This is a genomic window from Candidatus Neptunochlamydia vexilliferae (assembly GCF_015356785.1).
GTDB classification, from domain to species: Bacteria; Chlamydiota; Chlamydiia; order Chlamydiales; family Simkaniaceae; genus Neptunichlamydia; species Neptunichlamydia vexilliferae.
Window position 1 is genome coordinate 14,668 of sequence record NZ_JAAEJV010000011.1, and the last position, 14,768, is coordinate 29,435.

The 14,768-nt window shown below is 46.8% G+C and carries 15 protein-coding genes and 1 tRNA gene; 6 read left to right on the forward strand and 10 right to left on the reverse strand.

Annotated features, from left to right (window positions below; translation table 11 throughout):
* Positions 1-19 precede the first annotated feature (19 nt).
* The gene (gene trmB / locus NEPTK9_RS03225) at positions 20-664 is read right to left on the reverse strand and encodes a tRNA (guanosine(46)-N7)-methyltransferase TrmB (protein ID WP_194847393.1); all 645 of its coding nucleotides are present in this window, start codon (positions 662-664) and stop codon (positions 20-22) included.
* Between the two features lie 87 nt (positions 665-751).
* On the opposite strand from trmB, the gene NEPTK9_RS03230 reads away from it, so the two are divergent.
* Positions 752-833, forward strand: a tRNA-Leu gene (locus NEPTK9_RS03230).
* Positions 834-895: 62 nt separating this feature from the next.
* Positions 896-1,123, forward strand: coding sequence for a hypothetical protein (locus tag NEPTK9_RS03235; protein ID WP_194847394.1), 228 nt, complete (start codon positions 896-898; stop codon positions 1,121-1,123).
* A gap of 121 nt (positions 1,124-1,244) precedes the next feature.
* On the opposite strand, the gene NEPTK9_RS03240 is transcribed toward NEPTK9_RS03235, so the two are convergent.
* Positions 1,245-1,445, reverse strand: a complete 201-nt coding sequence (locus NEPTK9_RS03240) for a hypothetical protein (protein WP_194847395.1) — start codon at positions 1,443-1,445, stop codon at positions 1,245-1,247.
* Between the two features lie 202 nt (positions 1,446-1,647).
* Here NEPTK9_RS03240 and NEPTK9_RS03245 point away from each other — a divergent pair, with 202 nt between their 5' ends.
* The gene (locus NEPTK9_RS03245) at positions 1,648-3,255 is read left to right on the forward strand and encodes an ATP-binding protein (RefSeq protein WP_194847396.1); all 1,608 of its coding nucleotides are present in this window, start codon (positions 1,648-1,650) and stop codon (positions 3,253-3,255) included.
* Here NEPTK9_RS03245 and NEPTK9_RS03250 read toward each other — a convergent pair.
* From NEPTK9_RS03250 to NEPTK9_RS03265, 5 genes are all read right to left on the reverse strand, one after another.
* The gene (locus NEPTK9_RS03250; protein WP_194847397.1) at positions 3,239-3,619 is read right to left on the reverse strand and encodes a hypothetical protein; all 381 of its coding nucleotides are present in this window, start codon (positions 3,617-3,619) and stop codon (positions 3,239-3,241) included. The two genes, NEPTK9_RS03245 and NEPTK9_RS03250, sit on opposite strands and share 17 nt — an antisense overlap.
* Positions 3,616-4,203 carry a superoxide dismutase gene (locus NEPTK9_RS03255; RefSeq protein WP_194847398.1) on the reverse strand — a complete coding sequence of 196 codons (588 nt, stop codon included), beginning with the start codon at positions 4,201-4,203 and terminating at the stop codon, positions 3,616-3,618. The genes NEPTK9_RS03250 and NEPTK9_RS03255 overlap by 4 nt, the downstream gene beginning before the upstream one ends.
* 42 nt (positions 4,204-4,245) lie before the next feature.
* On the reverse strand, positions 4,246-4,806 hold the full coding sequence (locus NEPTK9_RS03260) for a hypothetical protein (RefSeq protein WP_194847399.1): 561 nt from the start codon (positions 4,804-4,806) through the stop codon (positions 4,246-4,248).
* Entirely contained in the window at positions 4,803-4,937 is a 135-nt protein-coding gene (locus tag NEPTK9_RS09825) for a hypothetical protein (protein ID WP_267239222.1), read from the reverse strand. The genes NEPTK9_RS03260 and NEPTK9_RS09825 overlap by 4 nt, the downstream gene beginning before the upstream one ends.
* Before the next feature lie 69 nt (positions 4,938-5,006).
* The gene (locus tag NEPTK9_RS03265) at positions 5,007-5,564 is read right to left on the reverse strand and encodes a YkgJ family cysteine cluster protein (protein ID WP_194847400.1); all 558 of its coding nucleotides are present in this window, start codon (positions 5,562-5,564) and stop codon (positions 5,007-5,009) included.
* Positions 5,565-5,650: 86 nt separating this feature from the next.
* On the opposite strand from NEPTK9_RS03265, the gene NEPTK9_RS03270 reads away from it, so the two are divergent.
* A complete protein-coding gene (locus NEPTK9_RS03270) occupies positions 5,651-7,180 on the forward strand; it encodes an Npt1/Npt2 family nucleotide transporter (RefSeq protein ID WP_194847401.1) in 1,530 nt (509 codons plus the stop codon).
* Positions 7,181-7,458: 278 nt separating this feature from the next.
* Positions 7,459-8,070 carry a hypothetical protein gene (locus NEPTK9_RS03275; RefSeq protein WP_194847402.1) on the forward strand — a complete coding sequence of 204 codons (612 nt, stop codon included), beginning with the start codon at positions 7,459-7,461 and terminating at the stop codon, positions 8,068-8,070.
* Between the two features lie 141 nt (positions 8,071-8,211).
* Here the strand turns inward: NEPTK9_RS03275 and NEPTK9_RS03280 are convergent, their stop codons facing one another.
* Positions 8,212-8,694: a hypothetical protein gene (locus NEPTK9_RS03280; RefSeq protein WP_194847403.1), complete on the reverse strand. Its 483-nt coding sequence runs from the start codon at positions 8,692-8,694 to the stop codon at positions 8,212-8,214.
* 53 nt (positions 8,695-8,747) lie between these two features.
* Positions 8,748-10,175, reverse strand: a complete 1,428-nt coding sequence (locus NEPTK9_RS03285; protein ID WP_194847404.1) for an adenylate/guanylate cyclase domain-containing protein — start codon at positions 10,173-10,175, stop codon at positions 8,748-8,750.
* 486 nt (positions 10,176-10,661) lie between these two features.
* Between NEPTK9_RS03285 and NEPTK9_RS03290 the strand changes: the two genes are divergently transcribed.
* A complete protein-coding gene (locus tag NEPTK9_RS03290) occupies positions 10,662-13,154 on the forward strand; it encodes an AsmA family protein (RefSeq protein WP_194847405.1) in 2,493 nt (830 codons plus the stop codon).
* Positions 13,155-13,701: 547 nt separating this feature from the next.
* On the opposite strand, the gene NEPTK9_RS03295 is transcribed toward NEPTK9_RS03290, so the two are convergent.
* Complete coding sequence (locus NEPTK9_RS03295) at positions 13,702-14,757, reverse strand: class I fructose-bisphosphate aldolase (protein ID WP_194847406.1); 1,056 nt, start codon at positions 14,755-14,757, stop codon at positions 13,702-13,704.
* Positions 14,758-14,768: the final 11 nt, after the last annotated feature.

Consider the following 14,768-nt stretch of genomic DNA (forward strand, 5'->3'; position numbering starts at 1 on the left):
TGGGGAAAAGCCCCGGTGATCAATGATTCGCATAACTCATGTGGTAAATATCGCGCCCTTTCGAGAGCCAGAGACGCTCAAAAAAGGAGCTTCCATAGTTTTCATTTAGAGGAGCGATCTTAGGCCACTCCTGCATCTCATATTCCATCTGTCCCTTATAGGTCGGATCGTCGGTCACAAGGGTCACCGTTCCCCCCGTTTTCACCGTCCGCTTCAGCTCGTCCACAAAGGGGCGCTGAATAATCCGGTGCTTCGCATGGCGATCCTTGGGCCACGGATCGGGAAAGTTCACATAAACCGCATCCAAACAGCTTTCAGGAAGGTACTCCCTTGCAAAAGTGAGTCCTTCACCCGAAATGATCATCAAATTGTCGATCCCATAATTAACCGTCTTCGAGTAGATTTTGCGGACCCGCTCAAACCAGATCTCAACCGCTATCCAATTGACCTCGGGATTTTCCTGCGCCCGGTTGATGATCCACTCTCCATTGCCACTGCAATATTCGAGGTGGACCGGGTTCTCATTTCCAAAAAACTCTTGAAAAGGAGGAAAAAGAGCTTTTTTGTGCTCATCGTAGTACTCAGGCACATAAAAAACCTGATCTTTAAGAAGGGGGTGCCGCTCCTCCCAAGAATAGGGACGCTTTAAATCTTTTGGTTTCATAGAGAACGATCTTACCAAAATTCTAAATAAAAACCAACTCTTGACGAAAACCCCCAAACCAAGTAAATTTACTAAATTATCATCTGTGCCCAGGTGGTGGAATTGGTAGACACGCCAGATTTAGGTTCTGGTGCCGCAAGGTGTGGAGGTTCGAGTCCTCTCCTGGGCAAACCCACTTTCCACGTGCATTTTTTTTACCGATCGTTTAATCGTTAGAAAAAAGGTGCGTTTATGATGCCTCCCCACCCCGATTCTTCCTCAGAGCTCTCCCCTTTCTCCCCCTCTATCGAGGTCCTTGGCAATGTGCTGACCAGCGTCCCCTTTTCCTACCAGCTAGAGAGCTGTCTCTCCCTCCTCTCGGAGATCGAGGGAGCCGCTGCTACCCAGATCCGCCAAATGCTCCAGACCTCTGGGGATTTCTCCCTAGAAGAGGTCCAGAAAGCCTTAAAGTCTTTTTAAATTAATTTTTGAGCAAGAGAAACTCTCCAATGAAGAGATGGCAGCTTTGTAATTTTGGCTTGCATATTAGGCTCGCTTGTTAATAAAGATGGACGAATCTCCCCGTTTTTCATAAGGCTTTCTAAAAATGAGTTTTCTTGGCTTGTAAAGGGAAATAACCGCGCAAGAGCTTGCTTACACTCCTGGAGTTTAGTGGTTTTCCAAGAATAGTGGTCTTGTGGAGCTCTTTGATCGCCTCGGGATATTCGTAGACGACAAGGGGATATTCTTTATGGTCGGGGATGAACTGCAGACTTTCCCTCCCAGTCTGCAATCCTCCCACAATAGGGAGTCAGGCACCTGATATTTCTTTTGGTGGACCACTTTGCAGTCCCCAAAAAGGGGAAAAATCGCTAACAGGAAGAGTCTAAATATCCATATAACTCACTTATTTAACAAAGAATTGTGTTTTGTAAAGGGAAAATTTACTCTTGAAAATTCGCTTTCTATCTATTAAAATAGAGGAAATCAACCTTGGAAATATGATGAAAAAGCTACCCATCGGCATCCAAAACATTCGCGAAATTCTTGAAGAGAATCAGGTCTATATTGATAAGACACTATTTGCAAAAGAGCTTATAGAGACAGGCAAGTACTATTTTATATCTCGTCCTCGTCGATTTGGTAAATCTCTATTTTTAAATACATTAAAAGAGATTCTAGCTGGCAACAGAGAACTTTTCAAAAGGTGTAAAATTTATAAAAGTGATTACAACTGGCAAACATACCCTGTTGTCTACTTAGATTTCTCAAAAATTGCAAACAGTACTCCCGATGAGCTTAAAACTGCCTTAAAAATAAGATTAGAAATTATTGCTAAAGAACATGAGATCTCTATTATTACAACGGACCTTCAAGTTGCTTTAGATACCTTGATTGTTGGACTATCAAATAAGTATAACAGTAAGATAGCAGTACTCATTGATGAGTATGACAAGCCTATTATCGATCATCTCAAAAACCTGGATACTGCTAAGCAAAATAGAGACACCTTGAAGGGGTTTTTCGGAACCCTAAAAGGGTTGGATGCCCAGCTCCGTTTTATATTTGTTACTGGTATTAGCAAGTTTTCTCAGGTTTCCCTTTTCTCATCACTTAACAACTTGAATGACATCACAATGGACCCTAAATATGCGGAGTTGATGGGCTATACAGAAGGAGAAATTAAAAGCTCCTTTGCTGAACATATTGAACCAATCATAGCTGAGCGTCCCGAAACATCAAAAGAAGAGATCTTAAAAGAGATTCAAGTTTGGTACAATGGCTATCGATTTTCTGAGAAAGAGCTTTTTGTTTACAACCCTTTTTCAACTCTTAAATATATGCAAGGTAAGCAACCTAAAGCCTATTGGTACAGTACAGGAACCCCCTCATTTCTGGTTCACCAACTCAAAACCTATCCTAAATCGATACTCTCGCTAGATGGTACAACAGCAAGAGAAGATGAGCTCATGGATATCAGCTCTTTAGAACATATCGACCTAAAAGCTCTCATGTACCAAGCAGGATACTTTACGATTCAAGACTATAACACCGTTTCCAAGCGCTACTACTTAGGTCTCCCTAACGAGGAAGTTAGAACTGCTTTTATGAACTCTCTTGTAAGACATTTTACAGATAACATTGACGTAAGATCTTCTGAAAAGTTTGTAAAAGCATTAGAAAAGTACGAAGTGGACATCCTTTTTGAACATATAAAGGTGGGACTTGCTAGCTTTGCCTACCAAGTATTTGCAGGGGCTAAAGAGCGAACCTATCAGGCAATGCTTCTATCAATGCTCTACGGCATGGGGTTTGACCCCTTATCGGAACGGTCCATAAATACAGGACGTATCGATGTTGTCTTAGAAATGGCAAAAGCCTCTTATATATTAGAGCTTAAGCTAGATAATACGGCCGATGCTGCCCTTAAACAGATTCACCAAAAAGAGTATTTTAAGCCCTATCTTCATAAAGGAAAGGAAGTCGTCATCGTAGGGGCAAACTTCTCCTCTGAGGAGCGAAATGTCTCCGAATGGAAAGGAGAGCTCCTTTCTGAGTCTGGAGAAGTTATCCGTAGACTTTCTTCAGAAGAGGTTATAGCCCTTTCTTGATGTAGTCGATGTCACGCAACACCCGCTCCACTTCAACTTCAGCCCGCATCGGTTGGGTCATATAATCCCATAGCTTCTTAAAGTTGTGGGCGATCTCTTTCCCGATCTGCTGGGAGAGATCATGTCCTTTGATGAGGGTTTCGTTGAGCTCTTCCATAAGAAGATCACTCTTTTCCACATACTCGCGGTTAAGAGCCGCGATCACCTTTTCGAGTCCCGCATAATCTTCTGGGTTGGCAAGCCCCTGCCGCTTTTTCTCGATCTCTTTCTCCAGCGATCCATAGTAGTCATGGCACTGGGAGACCTCTTTTTGCTTTTGGGCTAGTTTGTCGAGGAGCTTTTCAAGCTTTTCCTTCTCGGTCATTGTGCACCCTTGTAACACTGCTCGGCAAAATCCCAATGGATCACATCGCGGAACTGCTCGATGAAGCGGGGACGCTCGTTCCGGTAATCGATATAGTAAGCGTGCTCCCACACATCGAGGGTAAGGACTGGAGTTTTTCCATGTTTCAGGGGGGTGTCGGCATTACTGAGGGGCATGATTTCAAGGTTTCCCCCTCCATCACTGGCAAGCCACGCCCATCCTGAGCCAAAAAGGGTCGCCGCCGCATCGGAAAATTTCTTCATAAAGTCGTCTAAGCTTCCAAAGTCTCTTTCAATAGCGTTTAAAAGATCACCCGAAGGCTTTCCTCCTCCATCGGGAGACATGCAGCTCCAGAAAAAGGTGTGGTTCCAAGCTTGGGCCGCATTGTTAAAAACCCCTCCACTCGAGTTTTTGACAACGGTTTCAAGGTCTTGCTCACTTTCCGGTTTTCCCTCTACAAGGGTATTGAGCTTTTTAAAGTAAGCAGCGTGGTGCTTATTGTAGTGATAGTGCATCTGCTCCTCAGAAACAAAGGGAGCAAGTGCTTTTAGATCATAGGGAAGTTCTTCTTGATTAAATGGCATGATGGTTACCTCACGTTAAAAGGACCATCTTATAAAAGCTCTTTATTTATATGAAGTCAAAAAAATGAAACACGAAGCCGCAAAGGCACCGATGGTTTTCATCCGGCAACCAAAAGAAGGAGGCTTGATCTTGAACCGTTCAGACTTGAGGCAAAGAGCCGCTTCAAAAACAATAAGCATCAAAGAAACAAACGCCGTCACAGCAGATGCAACCGCAAAAAACTTATTGATGGTTTGGTTGGGTTTTACAGGCTTTATAGTCTCTGACGCAGGATTTTCAATCACCTTTATCCGTCGCCCTTCTTTCAGAATCTTCATAAAAAGAAGCTCTTTGCAGTCAGCTTTTTTTGGAAGCCATCCTCTTATTATATCGTTGTCTTTAACCGTAGAACTCACAATAAAGTAAAAATGACTTCCTTTTTTATGACTTCGCATAGTCCAATATTGGCTTCTGCTTACAACCTGAACAAAAAGCTTGCTATTTTCTTCAGTTGCCCGGATTTTCCAGTCCTCTCCATTATAGGAATAGATTGGGTTAGATAAAGCTTTGGAAACAGCCTCTGCAGCCACAGTTGGCAAGTAGTTTCTAAAATCAATGCTCATGACACATCATATCCTTTAAGTGCAAAACCTAAAATGGCTTGGGCAATCCGTCCAATTCTGGTAGGAGCCCAAGGATCTACAAAGGCATAGTTTATAGTTTTTTCTATACTGGGAAATCCACTAATACTCATAAAACCCTCTTTTTTTTCACTCGCAATAATATTAATTAAGGGAAATTAAGTAAAATATTAAAATAATATTTATTTAATTATTTTTAAAAGCGGGTTTCCTTCGAGCTCATCATCGCTCTCAGCTGGATAGGGAGGATTCGAGCGGTAGCCACACCCCTTGAGGATATGGGGGTAGCCAAAGTGCTCAATGACGGGCCACTGGCGGCAAACGAGGGGGCGGAAGCGGTACTGGCCACAGCTCCCATCTTTTTGGAGGTAGCGGCACCCCATGACATACATTTTTTTACCAAGGTAGATTTGAGGCTTTTTCATCCGGGGGTAAAAGCCATGAAATTGGGTGTACCAGAGGAAGAAAAGGCGTCCAATTAAATTTTTAGAATAACGGATCATCACATAATGGCAGCAATTTCCCCGCCTCTTGCAGGCCCCTTCTTGCTTAAAAGGGGGGCGGACCAGTTTTCGAGCCATTTTTTGCATAAAAAGGTCTATGAGGACGAAAGGGAGGGCAATCCACTTCGTCGACCACCGGATCCAACCAGGAAGCCACTGTTTGGGGATCCCTCCAGGTGGGGGTGGGGGCGGCTCGGTTGCCTCCCCTGCCCCCTCTAAAAGGTCTTCAAGTTCCATTAAAAATCCGAAACTGAGGTTAAAAATTACTTTTTTCTTGCATTTTCTTGCATACTTGGTACAATATACCGCTAAAACCGGAAAGTATGCAAGTAGCCTCAGAAGATTCTTGGATTAAAAAACTCTGGCCTGTTCAACGCTTTGAACATAAGAAGGTCGTTCCCCTCCTTTTTCTCAAATTTCTCGCTTCCCTCGTTTATGCGACCCTGACCTGCATGAAGGATAGCCTCATCGTCACCGCCAACCATTCGGGTGCCGAAGTGATCCCCGTTTTAAAGGGATGGATCGTCTTTCCCCTTTCCTTGCTTTGCGCCATTGCCTACTCGAAGCTGAGCAACCATTATAAGCGCTCTACCCTTTTCTATGGGATCATCACCTTCTTCCTCGTTATTGTCGCTGTCTATGGCTTCTTCCTCTACCCCAATGCCGATCTTTTAAGCCCGCACGCCTCTGCCGACCGACTCACCTCGATCATCGGAGCCAAATATACCCACTGGGTCTCGGTCTACCGCAACTGGATCCATGCCCTCTTCTTTGTCACGGCAGAGCTCTGGGCACAGGTGGTTATCTTTATCCTCTACTGGGGATTTGCAAACCACATTTGCCAGGTCAAAGAGGCCAAGCGGACCTACACCCTCTTCATCGCGGCTGGCGACCTGGCAACGATCATTGCTGGCCCCCTCGTCCTCTATTATGTAGGACGCTTCACAGGGGGAGACTTTGCAAGAACCCTGCAGACCCTGATCTCCTACATCCTAGCAGCGGGAGGATTGATCCTCGTTACCTACTGGTGGATGAACAAGTATGTCTTAAGCGATAAACGGTACTACGACCCTGCTGTGACCAAGCAAAGCCTCAATGCCAAGACCAAACTCACCCTCCGCAAGAGTATCAAACATATCTTCTCATCAAAGTATCTTTTGTGCATTGCAGTGCTCGTGATTGGGTGTGCGCTCACCATTAATATGGTCGAAGTGACCTGGAAAGCCCACCTTAAAGCGCTCTATCCCACCACAGCTGACTACCTCGCCTTCACCTCAAAGGCCACCACAATTGTCGGCGTAGCAGCCCTCTTAACCGTCCTTTTACTCGGAGGAAGCTTCCTCCGACGCTTTGGATGGCATTTTAGCGCTCAGATTGCTCCCATTACCATTGGCGCCACCGGTGCCGTTTTCTTTGTCCTCTCCTACTTCAGAGACTCATTAGGCCCTCTTGCCTCCTTCTTTGGAACCACCCCACTCATGATCCTTGTCCTCGTGGGCGCTTTCCAAAGTATTACCAGCAAAGTGGTCAAATACTCCTTCTTTGACTCTACCAAAGAGATGGCCTACATCCCCCTAGATCCAGAATCCAAGGTGAAGGGAAAAGCGGCGATCGACATGGTGGGATCCCGCCTCGGTAAATCGAGCTCCTCATGGCTCCAGGTCGGGCTGATGAGTGTCATGGGAACGGGATCGGTCCTTTTAATTACCCCCTACCTCATCCCCATTGTTCTCGGAATGTCCCTCTATTGGAGCTATTCGGCTCGCTACCTCAGCAAAGAGCTCTCCGCCAAGGAAGAGGCCCTCGCAGACACCCCCTCCTCCCAAGAAGAGGAAACCCCCGCTCCCGCCTAAGAGAGGGTGTCATCAAACTATTCCTGTTGCTTAGGTTCTTCCTATGGGAAGTTTCTGCGTTGCCCTGCTTCGACAACCCGCTGCAGGGTTGCCTCCATCGGGCGCCTTGAACTTTCCTCCTATTAAGCCCCTCCTCAACCGGAATAGTGTGACGACACCCTCTCTATTGTATTTTTAAACCACAGAGAACACAGAGAGGACAAAACATAAAAATAATTTGAGTTGAGCTTTAATTATATTTTCCGTATTATACTTGTAAAAATTAAATAGGAAGGGTCATGAAAAAGATTATTATTTTTTTAATCGGGGTTTTCGTCGGTTTCGGAGGCTACCACTTTTATAATCAACCAACTACAAAACCTCACAAGCTCAATTTTCACCAGAGCGCTCACCATGCTGAGCTTTTCAAAAAATGGGTTTCTTTTGAACCTAATGGGGAGAATTTCATCGCTGCCTTCCCGAAAAAGCCTAAAATGACCACTCGCGATCTTCCTGTCCCTGGTGGGGCAGATCCCCTTCCCTACAAAGAATTCAAGTGTACCCTGGACGAGGTGAAGCATTTTTCTGTGAGCTATACCACCCTTCCAGAGAGCTGGCTAAAGTATGGGGATAACCTCGTTCTCGGGGGAGCTCTTAAGGTGATCATGCAAGAAATGGGAAATCCTGAGCTTGTTGGAAAAGAATCGACAAAACTGAAGTCTTTTTCTGCTCTTGATTACGAGCATTACACCGAGGAGATGGTCTCTGGAGGAACGCTTGTTTTAGTGGGAAATACTCTCTACAAGGTGGAGATCACCCATCCTCGTGGAGAGGATCCCCATGTTCATGATGAGCTCTGCCACTTTCTAGAGAACTTCGCACCGGCTCTAGAAAAAAAAGTGCAGAATTAGCGCAAAGATTTTCAAACCTCGATATTGTTACTACCTTTTTTAAAATTGGTGACCCTAGATGGTGTCTTTATAAGGTTTCACTTGAAAGAAATTTTCCATAGGAAAAACTAAGGCAAGGGAAATATTATGACGACACCATCTCTAGTCCTGTGGCTCCCGCTTCGTCTCAGAGCGAGCACTCAGAAGCTGATACACCCCAATCCCCATAATAAAAAATGTGGCGGTCAGCAAGACAGAAACGGGATAGTGGATCTTTGAGATGTCCTGCTTTGCCACTTCAATGGTGAGGACCAGCCCCTCAAGGGAAAGGGCTGAGACAATGATGATCCCAAACTTTCCAATGGTTTTTCGGGTGTCTGATTGAGGCCTTGACTTGGGACCTTTTCGAATCACCTCTTCGAGCATCAGATATTTTCCCACATCGATCACCGCCATCGCGAAAACGATCAACCCGACCTCGTCGAGAATATTATAGACGGTGTAGGTCCCTGAAAGCATATCAGAAACAATGCTCCACACAGCAGAGCCCAAAATGCAAAGGGCGATCAGATAAAGAACGATGCAAGCGGCAACGTAGCCAAAGTTGGAAAGTTTGACAATTGCCCGTGTGGTCTGCTGTTTCATCGGTAACTCCTCGTTTTTTACCGTCATAAAAAAGACAGTTTAAAAACACAAGATTAATCCTCAGGGAGGCGGTGTTGCTCGATGATGAGTTCAAGCTGACGGAGATCTTTTTGCTGATGGGGATCGAGAGCGTAAGCCTCAATACTCTCCCGCCGCCCCGAAATCTCAATTTCTTTGAGAGGCTCAAAGACAAAGTGCTTTTCGACCTTATCGTAAACGCTTTTCGAGACAATGATCGATTTATCGGCCTTTTTGGTGTACCGCTCAAGACGGGAAGCAACGTTCACGGCATCCCCAATAGCGGTATACTCCATCCGCTTTTCGGAGCCAATATTTCCCAAGACAGCCAGGCCGGTATGGATCCCAATTCCCATTTCAAGGGAGCGCCGCCCCTCTTTTTCCCAATTGGCACTGAGCTCTTCAAGACGCAGCTGCATCTGAATCGCGGCAAGGACAGCATGGAGCTCTTGGAGTTTATCATCCATCGGCGCTCCAAACTCGACCATCATCCCATCACCGATAAACTTGTCGAGGGTTCCCCCATAGCTAAAGACCACCTCGATCATCTCTTCAAAGTACTCGTTGAGCATCTTCAAGACCTCTTCGGGAGGGAGCTCCTCAGCCATGCTGGTAAAGTGGCGGATGTCAGAGAAGAGAAGGGTCACTTTCCTCCGCTCTCCTTTAAGGGTAATCGGCTGATCAAGCTTAAGAAGCTCATCAAGGGCATATTGGGAAACGTAGCGGGCAAATCCCGACTTTAGCCTCTCTCTTTCTTCCAGCCCTTTTGCCATCGTATTGATCGCCATCGACAGTTCGTTAAACTCATCTTGGGTGTGGAGGTGGGAGCGGCATGAAAAGTCCCCATTTCCAATCGCCTGAACGGTGTCGCAAAGGGTCCCAAGGGAGGAGGAGACAAGCTTCGATAAAAAGTAGGCAAAAGCAGCTGCCACAAGGATCGAAATGGCAAAGGCAATGAGCCCATAGAAGAAAAGACGCTCGAGCTCCACATAGATCTCTTTGGTCCGGACATCGAGTCCTAAAAGGGCCATCACCTTTCCATCTTCTCCCCGAATGGGAGCATAACCAGAAAGCCAGCTTCCCCACTCGTTAGAGTGGATATGGGAGGTGACAAAGGGGACAGTGATCTCTGCAGGAATGACCTCCCCTGAAGAGTAGGGAGTCCCCAAAGAGTAGCGATCTCCAAAAAGGTAATAATAGGCCCCTGAAGCGTCTTTTTTAATCAGGTAGACATGCTCGGCATAGATGTCAGAGCGATGGCTATCACTTTGAATGCGGAGAAGCTCTTGTTTAAGTGCCTCTCGCTCAGAATCTCCTTGACTTTTGATATAATCTTCAACCGCTTGGGGATGAATCAGCTCTTCAGAAATGGTCGTGAGGGAAAGAACAGTGCTCCGAATCTCTTGAAAAATAAGGCGGGAGGCCTCTCCATAGATAATGAAGAGGGCGAGCAAAGTGCTCATAAACCCCAAAGCAATAAACGAATAGAATAACTTTGTCCGAAATTTCATCAAAATATCGACGCGGATACCCATTCCTTTAGATGGGGGAGGAAGCGTCGCTCCTCTTTTTGTTTAATGTTTTTCTTGTATTGTGTTACATTAAGGCTTGCTCTACGAAAGTCTGCTATATTCCAGTAATGGAATAGTTGTGTAATAGGAGATGCAATTCTGTCTCTCGTATCGTCGTCCACTAAGCGTGGTAAGTGTGCTCCCACTGATGTCAACAGACGAAACAGCCTTAGGGAATAGAGCAAAAACCCTAATTTAAGGCTAAGGTAGCAGCAATGATTGAATCTCGGTTCGTCCATATGGTTCTCTCGCTAGTTACAAGCTTCTTTGTTTAGAAAGGGGTAGTTGATTCCCCACTCCTAATCTCTATATAGAGGGAAGGGCTATTGAAATAAAGCCCTTCCCAAGATATATCAATAATAAACGAAGGACATCTCTTTGAGCCGAGCAAAAAAAGTCATCCTTTTTTCCTTGGCGACTCCTGCTGTTGCATTTGCAGTGTGTTTCGCCTTTTTGCCCACAATCCTTTCCTCAAATTTTGGGAAAAACCTCATCACCAGCAGAAATCTTTCGATCGGAGAGCTTTCCCTAAGCTGGGCAGAAGGGCAAAGTCTGAAAAACCTCCGCTACAAAGAGACAGGGCTTAAAGTGTCGATTCCTTCGATAGAAAGCGAGTGCTCTTTTTGGAATCTTCTCTTCCGCAGTGGCTCTATCGGAAAAACAACTATTACAAACCCCGTTATTCAGGTCGATCCTGAAAAAACCTACGCTGAAAAAAAAGGAGCTGGCTGGTCCAATTTTAGCGGAGAGCTCATCGTTAAAAATGGGCGGGCCATTGCTAGAAATGTAATGATCGAGGGGATCAAAATCGACTTTAAAAAAGGGGAAACCTTCTCCTTTTTTGCAGAGGGGCAAACAGCAGATGGGAGCTTTTCTCTTCGGGGAAACGAAGCGTTTGAGGGGCAAGGGACGATTAACCGCCTTCCTCTAAAAGGGGTCGATGAGCTTGTTGCTGCTTTTTATCCCGAAGGGCGCGGCCTTTTGCTGAAAGTTTTTGGAAATACCCTCGATGCCAACTTTACATCGAAGAAGCAGGGAGCGGGTTTGGACCTAACCCTCGCGCTCAACTCCCCTCTTTTGCAAACACGTTTAGAGGCCAATTACACCGAGGATATGTTAAAATTAATAAAACCGATGAGCTTGACCTGGACCCCTGGTCTCCAGCTCTACCTTGCCTCAGCCTCTTTAAATCCAGAAGAGTTCCAGATGCTGACGAGCAGAGGAAACTTTTCCTTCCAGCAGGTCAAGGGAGACTTTTCAATCGGCGACAGGATGGGAAACCTCCTTCTAAAGTTCCCCAACCAAAAGCCCATTACCTTTCAAGATATTGCCTTTGACCTTAACTTGAAAAAAGGACACCTTTCCCTTGAAGGGGAAACAACCCCTTCTGGAAAAGTGGCGCTTGAGGTCGGAAAAGAAACGGTTAAAGTCACCTTGAAAGACTTTTCATCCCAAGTGGCCGATCCCTTTTTGAAAACGCGTGGGCAACTCCCCAATATGATTGGACCGACTTTGGACTTAGCCTATGCAAAAAAAGGGAAAAACATCGACCTAAAGGTAGATAGTGATGGCCTCTTTTTCACGGGAGCTTTTGTCCAAAACAAGGCCCTCCGCCTCAGACGCCCTTTAAAAGGAAGTTGGAAGGTGAGTGAAACCTCCTACGATGCCCTCCGCCGCTGGAGAGACCCTAACGTTACCCCATCTCCTTTTAAAATTATTGGGACAGGAGAGCTAAAAATTGAGCTCACCTCTCTCCTTCTTCCTCCCGACCGTTCCAAAGCTACCTTTGATGCCCAACTGCAGCTGAATAAGCTCAAGCTCAATCACGCAGAGCTCAGAAGATTCGACTTTAAAGTGACAAAGGAAGAGGAAATAGAGTTCCAGTTCGATGGGAATGTCGCTATTGATGGGGCTCGAAAAAATGGAGAAGTCTCAGGGAAGGGGCAGTTTAGCGGAGAGCTAGGCAACGGCAACGTGACCACCTCGATCGAAGCAGAGATCTCCCATCTTCCTTCAATCTTCATCGATATTCTCCAACCCTCTGAATATCCCCCTTCTGCTTTCCTCGGTGACCTTATCGATGCCACCTTTAATGCCGAGATCGCGCAAGGGCGGGGAACGGTCAACATGGAGCTCAACGCTTCTGCTTGCCGCGCCTCTTTTGCCGGAAGGGTCTCGAATGGAGTCCTCACCCTTGCAAAGCCCCTCCAAGCCTTGTTTACGATTACCCCTCAGCTCAATGCTGTCTTGGACAAAAGTGCCAAGCTCGTTGTGGTCGCGATGGAAAAGCCGATCTCCCTCTACATCGATCCGAAGGGGTTTAGTGTTCCCCTAAAAGATCTCCATATTCGTAGCATGAGCTTACAATATGGGCAGCTCGACATGGGACAAATCATCTGCCAAAATAGTGGGAGCGCCTCCGAGATCAGCGGGATCTTTAAGATGGCTGACTCTTCGACTGTTTCGATCTGGTTTGCCCCTGCAGAGTTTAATATGAGCCGGGGAAATGTCACTATCGACCGGACAGAGATTCTCTATGACCGCCGCTATGAAGTGTGTCTCTGGGGCCACGTCTTCTTCCCCCGCCGCTATGTTGATATGACCTTGGGGATCACCGCCCCCGCCCTACGCTCCTTTGGCATTTCAGGAATCAACAACTCTTATGTTCTTAAGGTGCCTGTAAACGGCCCCTTTGGGAATGTGGAGGTCGATACCGGCGCTGCAACCGCTAAGATCGCCTTTCTCGTTGCCCGGAAGCACATCGCCCCAAGGGCAGGCGTCTTTGGTCAGGTTCTTGGGACTATCGGCGACCTCGCCGATAATCAGTCAGACGTTCCCCCTCCTAAGCCTCCCTTCCCTTGGCAAAAATAGTCTGTCATTTTGCCATTGATATTGGCATTTTTCACTGAAATTTGGGCATGGTTCAAAATACAGCATGCTGAGGTAACACTTCACGACGTAGCTTTTCTTCGCCTTCGGCTCCGAAGCTGTGTCGGTTCAGTGGATTTTTTTTGTTAAGCTGAAAGTCGAGCAAAGCGAATATGGTAAGTGGCTAAAAACCTGGAAAAAAAGAGGCTTGTTCCTTGGTGAAAGATGTGCAAGGTTTTCTAGGAAAGAACCTTTCCAGCGAACTGACATGGCTTCGGAGCCGAAGGCGAAGAAAAGCCATGCGGTGAGCTGTCCGCGGCTTCAAAATGGCTCTGCAAAATCGCCCCGCACGAGGGGTGGAACAGTGCTTTGCACGGCCCCCCGAGGAGGGTCGATTTGGCTTGCCAGATTGAAGCTCAAGGGGGCAGCAGGGGGCTTGCCCCCGACGCAGCTTTCATGAGACCAAAGATTGTTACCCTATTTTGAACCATGCCGAAATTTGCCAAAACCGTTGGCAAATTTCATCTACTTGAGTCACGTATAAGATCCCTTAGGCAACAGTCACGTCTTTGCAGAGGTAGACGTCTTGGATGGCATGGAGGAGCTCGATCCCTTCGCGCATGGGACGCTGGAAGGCTTTACGGCCTGAGATAAGTCCCATTCCTCCTGCTCGCTTGTTAACGACCGCGGTTTCGACAGCAGCAGCTAGGTCATTTTCTCCAGAGGCGCCCCCAGAGTTAATCAGCCCCATCCGCCCCATGTAGTTGTTGATCACCTGGTAACGGGTCAGCGCTATGGGGTGATCTTCAGAGAGCTCGGTGTACATCTTCTCCGTCTGCTTGCCAAACTTGATCGCTTTAAACCCTCCGTTGCAGGTGGGCGCTTTTTGTTTGATGATATCGGCTTGAATGGTCACACCCAGATGGTTCGCCTGACCGGTCAGGTCGGCTGCGGTGTGGTAGTCCTCTTTATCGGTCTTAAAGGCAGAGTTACGGAGATAACACCAAAGAATCGTCACCATCCCGAGCTCATGGGCCTGCTCGAAAGCCTGCGCCACCTCGACGATCTGCCGGTCACTTTCAGGCGAACCAAAGTAGATGGTCGCTCCAACGGCGCGGCATCCCATTTCATAGGCCTGGTGGATCGAGGCAAAGGGAATCTGATCATAGGTATTGGGGTAGGAAAGGAGCTCGTTATGGTTAAATTTCAGGACAAAGGGAATTTTGTGGGCATATTTGCGCGCCACAGAACCAAGGACTCCCAGGGTCGTTGCCACAGCGTTACACCCCCCTTCGATCGCCAGCTTGACGATGTTTTCGGGATCAAAATAGTCGGGGTTTGGGGTAAAAGAAGCTCCAGCAGTATGCTCAATCCCCTGGTCAACAGGGAGAATTGAGAGATAGCCGGTATTTGCTAAGCGGCCATGCCCTAAGATTGCCTCCAGATTCTGAAGAACTCGGATAGAACGGTCGGTAGGGGCAAAGATCCGGTCGACCCAGTCGGGTCCTGGAAGGTGGAGCCTCCCCTTATCAACGGTCTGACACTTATAACCAAGAAGGGATCTTGCTTTATCTCCAAGTAGTTTTTCAATCTTCGAAATCGACATAGGGCTCTCCA

Excerpts from the sequence above, each read along its gene's own strand:
- trmB (WP_194847393.1), bottom strand. The coding sequence starts at position 664 with ATGAAACCAAAAGATTTAAAGCGTCCCTATTCTTGGGAGGAGCGGCAC.
- NEPTK9_RS03235 (WP_194847394.1), top strand. The coding sequence starts at position 896 with ATGATGCCTCCCCACCCCGATTCTTCCTCAGAGCTCTCCCCTTTCTCC.
- NEPTK9_RS03245 (WP_194847396.1), top strand. The coding sequence starts at position 1,648 with ATGAAAAAGCTACCCATCGGCATCCAAAACATTCGCGAAATTCTTGAA.
- NEPTK9_RS03250 (WP_194847397.1), bottom strand. The coding sequence starts at position 3,619 with ATGACCGAGAAGGAAAAGCTTGAAAAGCTCCTCGACAAACTAGCCCAA.
- NEPTK9_RS03255 (WP_194847398.1), bottom strand. The coding sequence starts at position 4,203 with ATGCCATTTAATCAAGAAGAACTTCCCTATGATCTAAAAGCACTTGCT.
- NEPTK9_RS03260 (WP_194847399.1), bottom strand. The coding sequence starts at position 4,806 with ATGAGCATTGATTTTAGAAACTACTTGCCAACTGTGGCTGCAGAGGCT.
- NEPTK9_RS09825 (WP_267239222.1), bottom strand. The coding sequence starts at position 4,937 with ATGAGTATTAGTGGATTTCCCAGTATAGAAAAAACTATAAACTATGCC.
- NEPTK9_RS03265 (WP_194847400.1), bottom strand. The coding sequence starts at position 5,564 with ATGGAACTTGAAGACCTTTTAGAGGGGGCAGGGGAGGCAACCGAGCCG.
- NEPTK9_RS03270 (WP_194847401.1), top strand. The coding sequence starts at position 5,651 with ATGCAAGTAGCCTCAGAAGATTCTTGGATTAAAAAACTCTGGCCTGTT.
- NEPTK9_RS03275 (WP_194847402.1), top strand. The coding sequence starts at position 7,459 with ATGAAAAAGATTATTATTTTTTTAATCGGGGTTTTCGTCGGTTTCGGA.
- NEPTK9_RS03280 (WP_194847403.1), bottom strand. The coding sequence starts at position 8,694 with ATGAAACAGCAGACCACACGGGCAATTGTCAAACTTTCCAACTTTGGC.
- NEPTK9_RS03285 (WP_194847404.1), bottom strand. The coding sequence starts at position 10,175 with ATGAGCACTTTGCTCGCCCTCTTCATTATCTATGGAGAGGCCTCCCGC.
- NEPTK9_RS03295 (WP_194847406.1), bottom strand. The coding sequence starts at position 14,757 with ATGTCGATTTCGAAGATTGAAAAACTACTTGGAGATAAAGCAAGATCC.